Below are 13,813 nucleotides of genomic sequence, written 5' to 3'. Positions count from 1 at the left end.
GAGTAAAGATTCACGTCATTGATAGCGCCCGCCAGGCTATATGCGTATTGATGAGTTACTGATAACGTTCATCCAGCCCGTGCAGGTCTGGCTCGGCAATTACCCGCTACGCTTATTGCGTGCGCGACTCTATGCAAGGCATGCGCCCGCTGCTCAATAGAGGATGGATAAGACGTCAGCTAACGGCCTGCTCGAATGGGCAGACATTTTTCAGGGGAAGGGGATAAAAATAATGCAACCTGAGTTCTGGAGCGGTAAGCGCGCCGCCGGTGTACCCGATAACATTGACCTGAGCGCCTACCGCTCGGTCAACGAAGTGTTTGAAAGATCCTGTAAAAAGTTTGCTGACCGCCCAGCCTTCAGCAATATGGGCGTGACATTGACCTACGCTGAGCTCGATCGTCTGTCCGCAGCCTTTGCCAGCTACCTGCAGAAACATACCGATCTCAAGCCGGGCGAGCGCATTGCCGTGCAGATGCCCAATGTCCTGCAATACCCCATTGCAGTGTTCGGTGCGATGCGCGCCGGGCTTATCGTGGTTAATACCAACCCGCTGTACACCGCGCGTGAAATGCGTCACCAGTTCAAGGATTCGGGCGCTCGCGCTTTGGTCTACCTGAATATGTTCGGCAAGCTGGTGCAGGACGTACTGCCGGATACCGATATCGAGTACCTGATCGAAGCCAAGATGGGTGACCTGCAGCCAGCGCTCAAAGGCTGGCTGGTCAATACCGTGGTCAAGAAAGTCAAAAAGATGGTGCCTGATTACCAGCTGCCGCAAGCGCTGTCTTTCAAGAGCGTGCTCAAACAGGGGCAGGGTGGTGCATTGCATCCGATCAGCGTCGGCCATGATGATATTGCCGTGCTGCAATACACCGGTGGCACCACGGGTGTGGCCAAGGGTGCAATGCTGACCCACGGTAACCTGGTGGCCAATATGCTGCAGATCGACGCCTGCATGCAGCAGCTCGATGACAAGGGCGCGCCACTGATGAAGCAGGGCCAGGAAGTGATGATTGCGCCGCTGCCGCTTTACCATATCTATGCATTCACCGCTAACTGCATGTGCATGATGGTCAACGGTAACCACAACGTACTGATCACCAATCCACGGGACATTCCAGGCTTTATCAAGGAGCTGGGTAAGTGGCAGTTTTCGGCGTTGCTGGGCCTGAACACCCTGTTTGTCGCCTTGATGGACCATCCTGAGTTCAAGAATCTCGATTTCTCCAACCTCAAGCTAACCAACTCGGGTGGCACTGCCCTGGTCAAGGCCACCGCTGAGCGCTGGCACGAGGTGACAGGCTGCACTGTGGTCGAAGGCTACGGCCTGACCGAAACTTCGCCTGTTGCCAGCACCAACCCCTATGGCAAGCTGGCGCGCCTGGGTACTGTTGGGCTTCCTGTGCCGGGCACTGCGTTCAAGGTGATTGACGACGAGGGCGTTGAGCAGCCTTTTGGCGAGCGTGGCGAGTTGTGCGTGCAAGGCCCGCAAGTCATGAAGGGCTATTGGCAGCGTGCCGAAGCGACGGAGGAAGTATTGGACGCTGAAGGTTGGTTCAAGACCGGTGACATCGCCGTGATCGATGAAGATGGCTATACCCGCATCGTTGATCGCAAGAAAGACATGATCATTGTCTCTGGTTTCAACGTCTACCCGAACGAAATCGAAGACGTCGTCATGAGTCATCCTCAGGTTGCCAGTTGCGCTGCAGTGGGTGTGGCTGATGAAAAATCAGGCGAGGCGGTCAAGCTTTTCGTGGTTGCCCGCGAAGGTGGGCTCGATGAAGCCGAGCTCAAAGCCTTCTGCAAGGAAAATTTCACCGCTTACAAGGTGCCCAAGCAGATCGTGTTCCGAGACTCTCTGCCGATGACACCGGTCGGCAAAATCCTGCGCCGCGAACTTCGTGATATTGCTTGATCGATAGCCCTGCCTGAACTTTAAGATCAGGTGCCATTAAAAAGCCAGGCTCTAGCGCGTATTGCGCCAGGGCCTGGCTTTTTATTGTGCCTTTGATTATTCGACGCGCCGCAAGCTAATCGACCCAGGCTATTAAGGTCAGACGTGTGCTGCTTGGTGTGACAGGTGTGTGACTGGATTTAGATAAATCGTACTGTTTATGACTGGTAGGGTTGAGTTTGGTGCTGGTCGATCTCAGGCAAAGCTGCTACTCTCGGCCCGCTTTTGGCCTGTGCGATGGTCAAGCTTCAGGCATATAAACAACAATACAACTGCCGAGACGGCAGTGATGAATAGATGTAACTGAGGAGTGGGCTTCCATGATCGAAAACTTCTGGAAGGATAAGTATCCAGTTGGGGTTGCTGCCGAGATCAACCCGGACCAATACCCTAATATCCAAGCGGTCTTGCAACAGTCCTGCCAGCGTTTCGCTGATAAGCCTGCTTTCAGCAATATGGGAAAAACCCTGACCTACGGCGATATTTACAAGTTGTCTGGTGATTTTGCAGCCTATCTGCAAAATCATACCGACCTGCAGCCTGGCGACCGTATTGCTGTACAGATGCCTAATATCTTGCAGTATCCGATTGTTGTGTTCGGTGCCATTCGCGCCGGCCTGGTCGTGGTCAACACCAACCCGCTATACACCGCACGGGAACTGGAGCATCAGTTCAACGACTCTGGCGCTAAAGCATTGGTCTGCCTGGCCAATATGGCGCACCTGGCTGAACAAGTAGTGCCCAAGACCGGGGTCAGAAGCATCATTGTCACCGAAGTGGGCGACATGTTGCCGATGTTCAAGCGCTTGATCGTCAATGCAGTGGTCAAGCACGTTAAAAAAATGGTCCCGGCCTATAAACTGCCGCAGTCCACCAGCTTCCTTGGCGCTTTGGCCAAAGGCCGTGGCCAGGCTGTTAAAGAGGCGAGCCCCGCCAATGGCGATGTTGCCGTGCTGCAATACACCGGCGGTACTACAGGCGTGGCCAAAGGGGCGATGCTCACGCACCGCAACCTGGTCGCCAACATGCTGCAAGTCAGGGAGTTGATGGGCGCCAACCTCAATGAGGGTTGCGAAGTGGTTGTGGCTCCGTTGCCGCTTTATCACATCTATGCCTTCACTTTTCATTGCATGGCGATGATGCTGATCGGCGCGCACAATATCTTGATCACCAACCCGCGTGACTTGCCCGCAGTGGTGAACGACCTGTCCAGGTACAGGTTCACAGGCTTCGTAGGCCTCAATACCCTGTTTGTGGCCTTGAGCAACTTCGAAGGCTTTCGCAAGCTGGACTTCTCATCGCTCAAGTTGACGGTTTCCGGTGGCATGGCCTTGCAGCAAGCCACGGCAGAGCGCTGGAAGGCGGTCACCGGGTGCGCGGTGTGCGAAGGCTTCGGCATGACCGAAACCAGCCCGGTTGCAACGGTCAACCCATTCAGCGCCATTCGTTTGGGCACCATTGGTATTCCGGTGCCATCGACGCTTTGCCGAATTGTCGATGATGAAGGCAAGGTGCTTGAGCTTGGTGAGACCGGCGAGATTTGTGTCAAAGGCCCGCAAGTGATGAAAGGCTACTGGCAGCGCCAGGAAGCCACCGATGAAATTCTCGATGCCGAAGGCTGGCTGAAAACCGGCGATATCGGTTTGATCGAGCCGGACGGCTATCTGCGCATTGTCGACCGCAAGAAGGACATGATTCTGGTGTCTGGTTTCAACGTCTACCCGAACGAGCTGGAAGATGTGCTGGCAACCTTGCCTGGCGTTCTGCAGTGTGCGGCCATTGGTGTGCCTGACGAAAAATCGGGTGAGGCAATCAAGGTCTTCGTTGTGGTCAAGCCGGGTGAAAGCGTCACCAAAGAGCAGGTCATGGCGCACATGCGTGCCAACCTGACAGGCTACAAAGTGCCCAAGTGCGTTGAGTTCCGCGATGTTCTGCCCACTACCAACGTGGGTAAAATCCTGCGTCGTGAGCTACGTGACGAAGAGCTGAAGAAGGCCGGCGCCCAGTAAGGCGCGTTGGCTCCAGACAAAACCCCGCTGCTGCGGGGTTTTGTCGTTTTATGCCGGGGTATTTTTCTGATCGCTTGCCCAGCCCCATCGCCAGTGGAAATCTGCGACAATTGGCGGCTGTTAGCCGGGGCTTGAAACACACCGTCTGCCCAACCTCACCGAACGGTACCGATGACTGATCACACTGAACGCCTGCTGAAAAACCTCGATCAAGCGCTGATTATTGACCGCCATCGCTTGCGCAGACAGCTGCATGAGCTGCGTAAACGGCCCGATGAAGCCAAGCTTGCACAGTGGTTGCAACGCTTTCAGGCATCGGTGGCCAAGGTTGAGGCGCGGCGCCTGAGCGTGCCAGCAATGCGTTATGACGATGCCTTGCCCATCGCCGCCAAGCGCGACGAAATCAAGGCGGCCATCGCCGGCCATCAAGTGGTGGTCATCGCCGGTGAAACCGGATCGGGTAAAACCACTCAGCTGCCGAAAATCTGTCTTGAGCTGGGCCGCGGTATCCAGGGACTGATTGGTCATACCCAGCCACGGCGACTGGCCGCGCGCAGTGTTGCCACGCGTGTTGCCGAAGAAATCGGCACACCGCTCGGGGAACTGGTGGGTTACCAGGTACGCTTCGAAGACCAAAGTAATGAGCGTAGTCTGGTCAAACTGATGACCGACGGTATCTTGCTGGCGGAAACCCAGCATGATCGTTTTCTCGACAAGTACGACACCATCATTGTCGACGAGGCGCACGAGCGCAGCCTGAATATCGACTTTTTGCTCGGCTATCTGAAAACCCTGCTGCCTCGGCGCCCCGATCTCAAGCTGATCATCACCTCGGCGACCATCGACCTTGAGCGTTTTTCCAAACATTTCGATGGTGCGCCAGTGGTTGAAGTCTCTGGGCGAACCTACCCGGTTGAAACCTGGTACCGGCCGCTCACTGCCGAGCAGGATGAAGACGGTAACCGGGTTGAAGATGACCTCTCGGTCGACCAGGCAATCATCGCAACCATTGATGAGCTCAGTGCCTATGAGCGCAGTGAGGGCAAGCTGCCGGGTGATGTGCTGGTGTTCTTGCCGGGTGAGCGCGAGATCCGCGATGCGGCGGAGATACTGCGCAAGGCCCAGCTCAGGCATACCGAGGTCTTGCCCCTGTACGCCCGCCTGACGCCTGCCGAGCAACAGAAAATCTTCAGGCCCATGCCAGGGCGTAAAATCGTCCTGGCGACCAACGTTGCCGAAACCTCGCTGACCGTGCCCGGGATTCGCTATGTGATCGACAGCGGCACTGCGCGTATCAGTCGCTACAGCTATCGCGCCAAGGTCCAGCGCTTGCCCATCGAGGCGGTTTCACAGGCCAGTGCCAATCAGCGCAAAGGTCGCTGTGGCCGGGTCGAACCAGGCATTTGCGTGCGCCTCTACAGTGAAGAAGACTTCATTGCGCGCCCTGAATTTACCGATCCGGAAATTCTGCGCACCAACCTGGCGGCGGTTATCCTGCAGATGCTGCATCTGCGCCTGGGTGAAATCAGTGCCTTCCCCTTCATTGAGCCGCCAGATGGCAAGGCCATCAGTGACGGTTTCAACTTGCTGCAAGAGCTTTCTGCGGTCAGTCGTGATGGGCAACTGACTGCGCTGGGGCGCCAGTTGGCGCGCCTGCCGATCGATCCACGCTTGGCGCGCATGGTGCTGGAAGGTGCCAAACAGGGCAGTCTGGATGAGGTCTTGATCATCGCCAGCAACCTGTCGGTGCAGGACCCGCGTGAGCGACCCTCGGATCGCCAGCAGGCTGCCGACCAAGCCCATGCTCAATGGAAGGATGTCGATTCCGACTTCGCCGCCGTGATCAATATCTGGCGCGGGTTTGAAGAGCAGCGCCAAGCCCTGGGTTCAAGCGCGTTACGCAGTTGGTGCCGCAAGAACTTTCTCAACTACCTGCGTTTGCGCGAATGGCGTGATGCGCACCGTCAGTTGACCCTGATTTGCCGTGACTTGCAGCTAAAAGGGCGGCGCGAGGATGGCGCAGCTGCTGCGTCTAAAAATGCTGGCAAACCGAGCGATGCAAAACCGCAGGGCAAGCAGGCCAAGGATGAGGCACAGGCCAAATCGGTTGATTACCAGAAGCTGCACAAAGCCATATTGTCAGGCTTGCTAAGCCAGATTGGCCAGAAAACCGAGGATGGCGATTACCTCGGTGCCCGGCAGCGGCGCTTCTGGATTCACCCTTCCACGGTGATTGGCCGCAAGCGGCCGCAGTGGATCATGACCTCGGAATTGGTTGAAACCAGCAAGTTGTTTGCGCGCATGGTAGCCAAGATCGAGCCAGACTGGATTGAACCGCTGGCCGGGCACCTGGTTAAGAAAAACCACCTTGAACCACACTGGGAAAAGAAGCGCGGCCAGGTGGTCGCCTACGAGCAGGTCAGCCTGTATGGATTGATTGTGGTTGGCCGGCGCCCGGTGCATTACGGGCCTGTTGACCCGGTGGTGGCCCGTGAAATGTTTATCCGCGAAGGGCTGGTGCGTGGCGAGATCAACTCCCGCGCACGTTGTTTGAGCGCTAATCGTCAGTTGCTCGAGCGTCTCGACGAGTTGGAAGCCAAGGCACGCCGTCGCGACATTCTGGCTGACGAAGAAACCCTGTTCGACTACTACGCTGCACGTCTGCCGGCGGATATTTATCAAACCGCGAGTTTTGAGTCCTGGTACAAACGCGAAAGTGCCAAGGATTCGCAACTGCTGATCATGCGCGAGGAGGATGTGCTCGCCCGCGAGGCCAGCGAGGTCACCGCTGCACAGTATCCGGATACTTTGCATCTGGCTGAACTGCAGTTGCCGCTCAGTTACCATTTTGAGCCTAATCATCCCCGGGATGGGGTGACGGTGCGAGTGCCTGCGCCCTTGTTGCCGCAACTTCCCGCACAACGTCTGGAATGGCTGGTACCGGGCTTGCTTGATGCTAAATGCATGGCGCTGGTACGCGGTTTGCCCAAGGCCCTGCGCAAGAATTTTGTGCCGGTGCCGGACTTTGTGGCGGCGGCATTGAGCAAGATCACCTTTGCCCAGGATAGTTTGCCGCAGGCCCTGGGGCGTGAGCTGCTACGCATGACCGGGGCGCGAGTGCCGGATGAAGCCTGGGCTGAGTCTGCCGCTGCGATTGAAAGCCACTTGCGCATGAATATCGAGGTGGTCGACAGCCAGGGCAAGGTGCTGGGTGAGGGCCGTGACCTGGCCGAGTTGACCGTGCGTTTCAACAAGGCCAGTCAGCAAGCCCTGGAGTTGCCGCAGGCGGCCAAAACCGAGGCGCCAATCGAAGCCAGGGCATTTGCCGAAGTCGCCGAGAAAACCCAGCATCAGGTTGCGGGGTTGTCCATGACGGTTTATCCGGCGCTGGTCGAGGAGGCCGGTACGGTTAACGAAGGGCGTTTTGCGACTCAGGCCGAGGCCGAGTTCCAACATCGCCGCGCTTTACAGCGCCTGCTCTTGCAGCAGTTGAATGAGCCGGCAAAGTTTATGCGCGGCAAACTGCCGGGTCTTACCGAGTTGGCGTTGTTATATCGAGAAATGGGCCGAATAGATGCGTTGGTCGAGGATATTCTGCTCGCCAGTCTTGATTCCTGCATTCTCGATGGTCAAGACCCCTTACCGCGCGACGGTGCGGCATTGGCAGCGCTGGCCGAGGCTAAACGAGGCGATTGGCTTGACCATGCTGAGCGGCTGGCACGGCTGACCCTGGAAATCCTCAAGCTCTGGCACGGCTTGCAAAAGCGTTTCAAAGGCAAAATTGACCTGGCCCAGGCGATCGCGCTCAATGACATTAAGCAGCAATTAAGCCACTTGGTTTACCCGGGTTTTGTTCGCGAGACCCCTGCGCAGTGGATCAAGGAGTTGCCGCGCTACCTGAAGGCCATTGAGCAGCGCCTGGATAAAATTGGCGGCCAGGTGCAGCGCGACCGCGTCTGGAGCGGTGAGTTGGCAGGTTATTGGGAGCAGTATCAAGCCCGCTACGCCAAACACATCCAGGAAGCCAAGCGTGACCCGCAGTTGCAGTTGTATCGCTGGATGCTTGAGGAGTATCGCGTCTCGCTATTTGCCCAGCAGTTGGGGACCAAAATGGCAGTGTCGGATAAGCGCTTGAATAAACAATGGGCGCAAACCGAGGCCTGATCCCAAGGCCGCATTGCCACAGTCTTTATAGGCAAGCCAGCTATAGTGATATGGCAATGATTGGCTTTATTGCGGCGCTTATTTATTCAAGGGACGCTCATGGGCATTGGTCGCACGGTCAAGTTACGGGTCTTAATTGTTAGCGCCATCGTGATTTTGGTCAGTTGCGTTGGCGTGTTTATCGCATTGGGGGCTTATCAGCAGAGCGCCGCGTACATCTACCGGAAAGCCTTGGTTGCCACCCAGCAATCAGCCAAACAAACGGCCATCGACTTCGATAATCTCATGGGGCCGGTGCGAGCCAGCGTGCAGCGCCTGGCGATCAGCCCTTATTTACGTGAAGTAGGCTTTGATAACTGGCTTAAAGCTGTTCCGGCAATGGTCGAAGAACTGCGTTCGGCGCCAGGGGCGGTGTCATTTTTTGCAGGTGACCAGCAAGGTAATTACTTTGTGGTTGCTGATATTGAGCGGCGCGACGTCAATCTTGGTTATCCAGACCCGGCGGGCGCGGTTTATCTGGTGTATGGCATCGAGCATCCGCCGCTTGGCGCCAGCCGAACGCGATTTTTGTACCTGGACAGCCAGCTAAAGCAGGTTGGTCCGGTGATCAAGCGTGACAGCGCAGGCTACGACCCCCGGCAACGACCCTGGTATCAGCAGGCTCTGGGGCGCGGCGAATTGATTCGTACCATGCCTTATAAGTTTTTTAACACCGGTGATATCGGCTCAACCCTGGCTTTTGATACGGGCCAGCATGGTGTGGTTGTGGGGTCGGACATTGGCCACAATGCGCTTGATCAACTGTTGGTAGAGCGGCGCCTGACGCCCAGCAGTCAATTAGTGCTGCTTAACAGTGACGGGCAGGTATTGGCCACTGACCGGCCCGAGGTTTTTCTGGCGAGCGTGCGCGGTGCCCCGAAGGTTGAGCAGTTGCAGCGCCCTGAGCTGGCGGCACTGGCGCCCATGCTCAAGGAACTCAATGGCGAACAGGATACTGACTTCAGGCTTAACAGCCTCCAGGTCGATGGTAACTTGTGGCACGTCGAGTTGTTGCGCTTGCCGGATTCAGGCACGGCCCAGGTTTATTTGGGTATCACGGTTCCAAATGACGAGCTGATCGGCGCTGCCCGTAACATGCGCAATCAGATTTTCCTGCAGACCCTGCTCGTACTGCTTCTGGCCGTGCCCCTGGCTGCTTGGGCGTCCGGTTACATTGCTGCGCCGATCACCCGGCTGACACTGAAGATCAAGGGGATTCGTAGCTTCAATTTCAATGAGCCAATCGAAACCAAAAGCTTTATCACCGAAGTGCGTGAACTGAGTGGCGCATTAAACCAGAGCAGTATCACCCTGGCGCGCTTTATGGACATTATCACTCGCCTCAGCGCCGAACCTGACCTGGAGAAGTTCCTACCGACCTTGTTGCGTTTGACCAGCGAAGCCAGTCAGTCAAAAGGGGCTTTGCTCTATATGCGACTGACGCCTCAGGCGCCGTTGAAAATTGTCGCTGGGCGTTGGTTGCAGCAACCCTTGGACCTGAGCGAGGTCAACCTCGACCAACAGTTATTTGGCGTGACGCAATGCATTGCGGCAGAACAGCCAATCGAGCAGGTCGCCGACAAGCACGCCTGCACGATCTTGGGATTGCCTGAGATTGCCACCTTGAGCGTGCCGCTGCTGAGTCGAGAGCAGGAACTGGTGGGTGTTCTGGTGTTGTTCAATGATCACGCCCTGGATGCAAGCCATGTAGAGTTTATCCGGGTGCTTTCAAGGTTTGCGGCCATGGCGCTGGAAACGCGGGGCCTGATCGAGCAGCAAAAGGCCTTGTTCGAGTCGCTGATCCATCTGGTTGCGACCGCAATCGACGCCAAGAGCCCTTATACCGGCGGTCACTGTGAGCGCGTACCACAGGCCGCAAAGCTGCTGGCAGAAGCTGCCTGCAAGGAAGCGCAAGGGCCATACGCGGGCTTCAGCATGAGTGATGGTGATTGGTATGCATTGCATATTGGTGCCTGGTTGCACGATTGCGGCAAGGTCACCACGCCTGAGTATGTGGTTGACAAGGCCACCAAGCTGGAAACCATCTACGACCGTATTCATGAAATACGCCTGCGATTCGAGGTGCTCAAGCGCGATGCCCAGGTTGAGTATCTGACAGCGATCAATGAAGGTGCCGATCCTGTTCAGGCGCAGGCTGCGCGTGATGCACAATGGCAACTGCTTGATGAAGAGTTCAGCTTTGTCGCACGCTGCAACACCGGCAGCGAGTACATGGGGGATGAGCAGTTGCAGCGTTTGCAGCTTATCGCCCAAAGGCGCTGGCTGCGCACCCTTGACGACCGGCTGGGGATTTCCGGCGAAGAACGATTGCGCAAGGAAGCCCAGCCTGTAGTCGAGTTGCCTGTGTGGGAGGATCTGATCGCCGACAAGCCGGAGCAACAGGTCCCGCGTCCGGCCAATGAGACATTCGACAAGGACAACGTTTATGGCTTCAACATGGCGATCCCGCGTTTCTTGTACGACCGTGGCGAGCTGAAAAACCTGTCCATCAGGCGTGGCACCCTGACCGAAGAAGAACGCTATAAAATCAATGAGCATGTCATCCAGACCATCAAGATGCTCAATGCCTTGCCTTTCCCCAATGCCCTGAGGCAGGTCCCCGAAATCGCAGGTGGACATCACGAGCGCATGGATGGCCAGGGGTATCCCTGTGGCCTGAGCGGCGAGCAGCTAAGCCCGCTGGCGCGGATGATGGCGATTGCCGATGTGTTTGAGGCGCTCACCGCCCGTGACCGACCCTACAAGCCAAGCAAGACGCTCAGCCAGGCCCTGCATATCATGCGTGGAATGTGTGAGGCTGGGCATCTGGATGGCGAGCTGTTTAGTATCTTTGTCCGCTCGGGTGCCTGCATGCAGTATGCCGAGCAGTTTTTGCATGAGGATCAACTCGACGCTCAGGATTTGTCGAAATTCATACCGGCCAACCCCGAAGGGGGCAGGCGCTGATGGCCCATGCCTTGTACGGATGTGCTGAAACACTTTGGTTTGATTGATTACCCTCGTTGGCTTGAGCGCTTCTATGCTTGAGCCAATACCGCAGCGATGCGCTAAGCTCGCAGAGCAAGATAAATCAGCCGCCCATGGAGGGCTCCAATGCGATTGATGTATGCCGTGCTACCAATGCTTGTGTTGACAGGTTGTTCATCTTACAAAACTCACCCCGACCAAATTACCCAGATCCCGGACGACCGCATGTTCGAGTACCAGCGGGCCGATCAGGACGCCGGGAATATCATTATCAATCGAGACATGGGTTTTATTGGTGGCGGTTGCTACGTCGCTTTCAAGCTTGATCGCAAACTGGCTGCCCGTATTGGCATTGGTGAAACTGCAACTTTCTCGGTCGCCCCGGGGCGGCATATCGTCGGGATTGCGATTGATGAAGAAGGAGAGAGCCTGTGCAACAACGGCCGTCTCAATCGAGAAGTGGCAGTGACCGTGACCAAGGGTCAGGACGAGCACTTCCGTATTGTCAGTGAATCCAGCAGTGGTTTTGATATCCGCGCCGAGACGCCCTGAACAATAAGGCTCTGTGGCCCTCACCTTGGAACTCAGGCCGGGGTGAGCGGGTCGTAGCCACTCTTGGCTTGAACTTTATGCTGGATTGGGCAGGGCATCTGTATTAAAGGGGCGCAGGTGTCTGGCTTCTTCAAGAAAATTTCTTTATTGTCGCGGCCCCGCGCAAAAGACCTGAGTAATCATTATGTTAGAAAGCAATTTGAAGCAGTTGGAACAACTTGTCGGCACCCTTTTGCAAGACAACAAGTCCCTGCTCGAGCGCAACGAATCATTGGTCGAGGAACTGCAAGCGCTCAAAGATGAAAACGAGACCTTGCAGCTAAGCGCACTTGAGCAGGAAGAGCTGCAGGGCCAGACAGCAGCACGCATCCAGGCCCTGGTTGAATTGGCCAGCGCAGGTCAATCATCCGAGGCAGCGTTGAATCAATGAACCGCACATCCATAGAGAACGTCTCGGTGATCAGCATCCTGGGGCGTGACTACAGCATCAAGGCGGCGCCAGACAAGAGCGAGGCGCTGAGTGCTTCGGCACTGATGCTGAAAAAACTCCTGGCTGAAACCAAGCAGGCATCACCGACGCTGGTCGGGGAGAAGTTGTTGGTGCTCACTGCACTCAAGCTCTGTGCCCAGCAGTTGGAAATGCAACAGCAACATCAAGCGCAGATCGAACAGTTGGAAGCGCAAATCAGTGAGCGCGTTGCTGGCCTCAATAATTTGATTCGCGAGGCCTAGCTGATCAGGTCTTGCCCAAGCCTGGCCTGAGCAAAGGCCAGGCCGAGCCTCATCTTCGCGGCTATGGATTGGCCTGTTCTACAGAGTTACCGATGTTCCAGGCCCAGAAGAACACCAGCAAGCCTGCCAATGCCGTGATCGCGCCGATGTAGCCGGTAGAGGTCCAGCCAAAGCCGGCACTGATGGCCAGGCCACCGAGCCAGGGGCCAAGTGCATTGGCCACGTTGAAGGCTGCATGATTGGATGCGGCTGCAAGTGTTTGCGCGCCATGGGCGACATCCATCAGATGGGTTTGCAACGCTGGCGACAACGCAACCATGGTGCCGACGGCAAACACTGCCGGGAAGACGGTCCAGGCCGATTGCGCGGCAACTGGAAATAGCATCAGTATCGCTGCACTCCAAAGCAACAGCCAGGCGACTGCCTTGAATTGCAGTTTATCGAACAGCCAGCCACCGCCAATGTTACCGATAATTCCGCCAAGCCCGAACGCGAGCAGTGAAAGGGGAATCCAGCTGGGGCTCAGCTGGGTGACTTCGATCAGGGTCGGTGCCATATAGCTGAACACGCAGAACATCCCGGCAAAGCCAACCGAGCTGATGGCCAGCGCCAGCCAGACTTGTGGGCGGTTGAACGCCCGCATTTCAGACAGTGGGTCGCTGCGCGGCTGGTGCTTGTCCAAAGGCAGGAACAGGGCGACCATGACCACGGTCAGCAATGCAATCAAGGCGACCATGGCAAATGCATATCGCCAGCTCAGCATCTGGCCAAGCCAGGTGGCAATCGGGTTGCCGACCACTATCGCGATAGACAGCCCCATCAGTACTCGGCTGACGGCCTTGGCACGCTTATGGGGTGGCGCCATCGAGGCCGCGACCAGCATGGCGACGCCAAAATAGGCGCCGTGCGGCAGCCCCGCGAAGAAGCGGTAAATCATCAGGCTGTGATAGTCAGGGGCCAGGGCGCTGGCAAAGTTACCGACCGCGAATATCCCCATCAACAGCAACAATAGGTGTTTGCGTAGCAGGCGTGAGCCGAGAATTGCCAGAATCGGCGCGCCCACTACAACGCCCAGTGCGTAGGTGCTGATGACGTTGCCCACCTGCGGTTCGGTGATTGCCAGGTCCTGCGCCACATTGGGCATCAGGCCCATGATCGAGAACTCCCCCGTACCGATTGCAAAGCCGCCCAAGGCTAACGCGAGCTCAATCAGCAATATGGCGCGGGGTGTGAGTCTTTGCTGGCTGGCGTTGGGCATTGGCGGCTTTCCACATACGGCGTGAATTTGGGCGCGGCATTATCGGCTTCTTTGGCGCGGAAGGTAAGTCAAATCCCGCCCTGGAGCGCTCTTTCGTCAAGATGGGGCTGG

8 protein-coding genes are annotated in these 13,813 nt (G+C 56.7%); 7 read left to right on the top strand and 1 reads right to left on the bottom strand.

What is annotated here, in order from left to right:
• Positions 1-232 precede the first annotated feature (232 nt).
• The 7 genes from fadD2 to CHB79_RS06180 all read left to right on the top strand — a co-directional run bounded on the left by fadD2 (position 233) and on the right by CHB79_RS06180 (position 12,444).
• Complete coding sequence (gene fadD2 / locus CHB79_RS06210; protein WP_089359277.1) at positions 233-1,921, top strand: long-chain-fatty-acid--CoA ligase FadD2; 1,689 nt, start codon at positions 233-235, stop codon at positions 1,919-1,921.
• A gap of 359 nt (positions 1,922-2,280) precedes the next feature.
• Positions 2,281-3,969, top strand: a complete 1,689-nt coding sequence (gene fadD1, locus CHB79_RS06205; protein WP_089359276.1) for a long-chain-fatty-acid--CoA ligase FadD1 — start codon at positions 2,281-2,283, stop codon at positions 3,967-3,969.
• A 171-nt stretch (positions 3,970-4,140) separates the two neighbouring features.
• Positions 4,141-8,133: an ATP-dependent RNA helicase HrpA gene (gene hrpA / locus CHB79_RS06200; RefSeq protein WP_089359275.1), complete on the top strand. Its 3,993-nt coding sequence runs from the start codon at positions 4,141-4,143 to the stop codon at positions 8,131-8,133.
• A gap of 99 nt (positions 8,134-8,232) precedes the next feature.
• Entirely contained in the window at positions 8,233-11,139 is a 2,907-nt protein-coding gene (locus CHB79_RS06195) for an HD domain-containing phosphohydrolase (protein ID WP_089359274.1), read from the top strand.
• Positions 11,140-11,286: 147 nt separating this feature from the next.
• The gene (locus CHB79_RS06190; protein WP_089359273.1) at positions 11,287-11,712 is read left to right on the top strand and encodes a 3-isopropylmalate dehydratase; all 426 of its coding nucleotides are present in this window, start codon (positions 11,287-11,289) and stop codon (positions 11,710-11,712) included.
• Positions 11,713-11,896: 184 nt separating this feature from the next.
• Positions 11,897-12,142 carry a hypothetical protein gene (locus CHB79_RS06185; RefSeq protein WP_010490542.1) on the top strand — a complete coding sequence of 82 codons (246 nt, stop codon included), beginning with the start codon at positions 11,897-11,899 and terminating at the stop codon, positions 12,140-12,142.
• Positions 12,139-12,444 (top strand): cell division protein ZapA, encoded by a 306-nt coding sequence (locus CHB79_RS06180; RefSeq protein WP_089359272.1) that lies wholly within the window; start codon positions 12,139-12,141, stop codon positions 12,442-12,444. The genes CHB79_RS06185 and CHB79_RS06180 overlap by 4 nt, the downstream gene beginning before the upstream one ends.
• Positions 12,445-12,505: 61 nt before the next feature.
• Here the strand turns inward: CHB79_RS06180 and CHB79_RS06175 are convergent, their stop codons facing one another.
• Entirely contained in the window at positions 12,506-13,702 is a 1,197-nt protein-coding gene (locus tag CHB79_RS06175) for an MFS transporter (protein WP_089359271.1), read from the bottom strand.
• Positions 13,703-13,813 lie beyond the last annotated feature (111 nt).

The organism is Pseudomonas segetis (assembly GCF_900188155.1).
Classification (GTDB): Bacteria; Pseudomonadota; Gammaproteobacteria; order Pseudomonadales; family Pseudomonadaceae; genus Aquipseudomonas; species Aquipseudomonas segetis.
This window is presented reverse-complemented; position numbering and strand designations above follow the sequence as displayed.

Bases quoted from the DNA above. Each gene is read 5' to 3' on its own strand.
- fadD2 (WP_089359277.1), top strand. From the start codon at position 233: ATGCAACCTGAGTTCTGGAGCGGTAAGCGCGCCGCCGGTGTACCCGAT.
- hrpA (WP_089359275.1), top strand. From the start codon at position 4,141: ATGACTGATCACACTGAACGCCTGCTGAAAAACCTCGATCAAGCGCTG.
- CHB79_RS06180 (WP_089359272.1), top strand. From the start codon at position 12,139: ATGAACCGCACATCCATAGAGAACGTCTCGGTGATCAGCATCCTGGGG.
- CHB79_RS06175 (WP_089359271.1), bottom strand. From the start codon at position 13,702: ATGCCCAACGCCAGCCAGCAAAGACTCACACCCCGCGCCATATTGCTG.
- fadD1 (WP_089359276.1), top strand. From the start codon at position 2,281: ATGATCGAAAACTTCTGGAAGGATAAGTATCCAGTTGGGGTTGCTGCC.
- CHB79_RS06190 (WP_089359273.1), top strand. From the start codon at position 11,287: ATGCGATTGATGTATGCCGTGCTACCAATGCTTGTGTTGACAGGTTGT.
- CHB79_RS06195 (WP_089359274.1), top strand. From the start codon at position 8,233: ATGGGCATTGGTCGCACGGTCAAGTTACGGGTCTTAATTGTTAGCGCC.
- CHB79_RS06185 (WP_010490542.1), top strand. From the start codon at position 11,897: ATGTTAGAAAGCAATTTGAAGCAGTTGGAACAACTTGTCGGCACCCTT.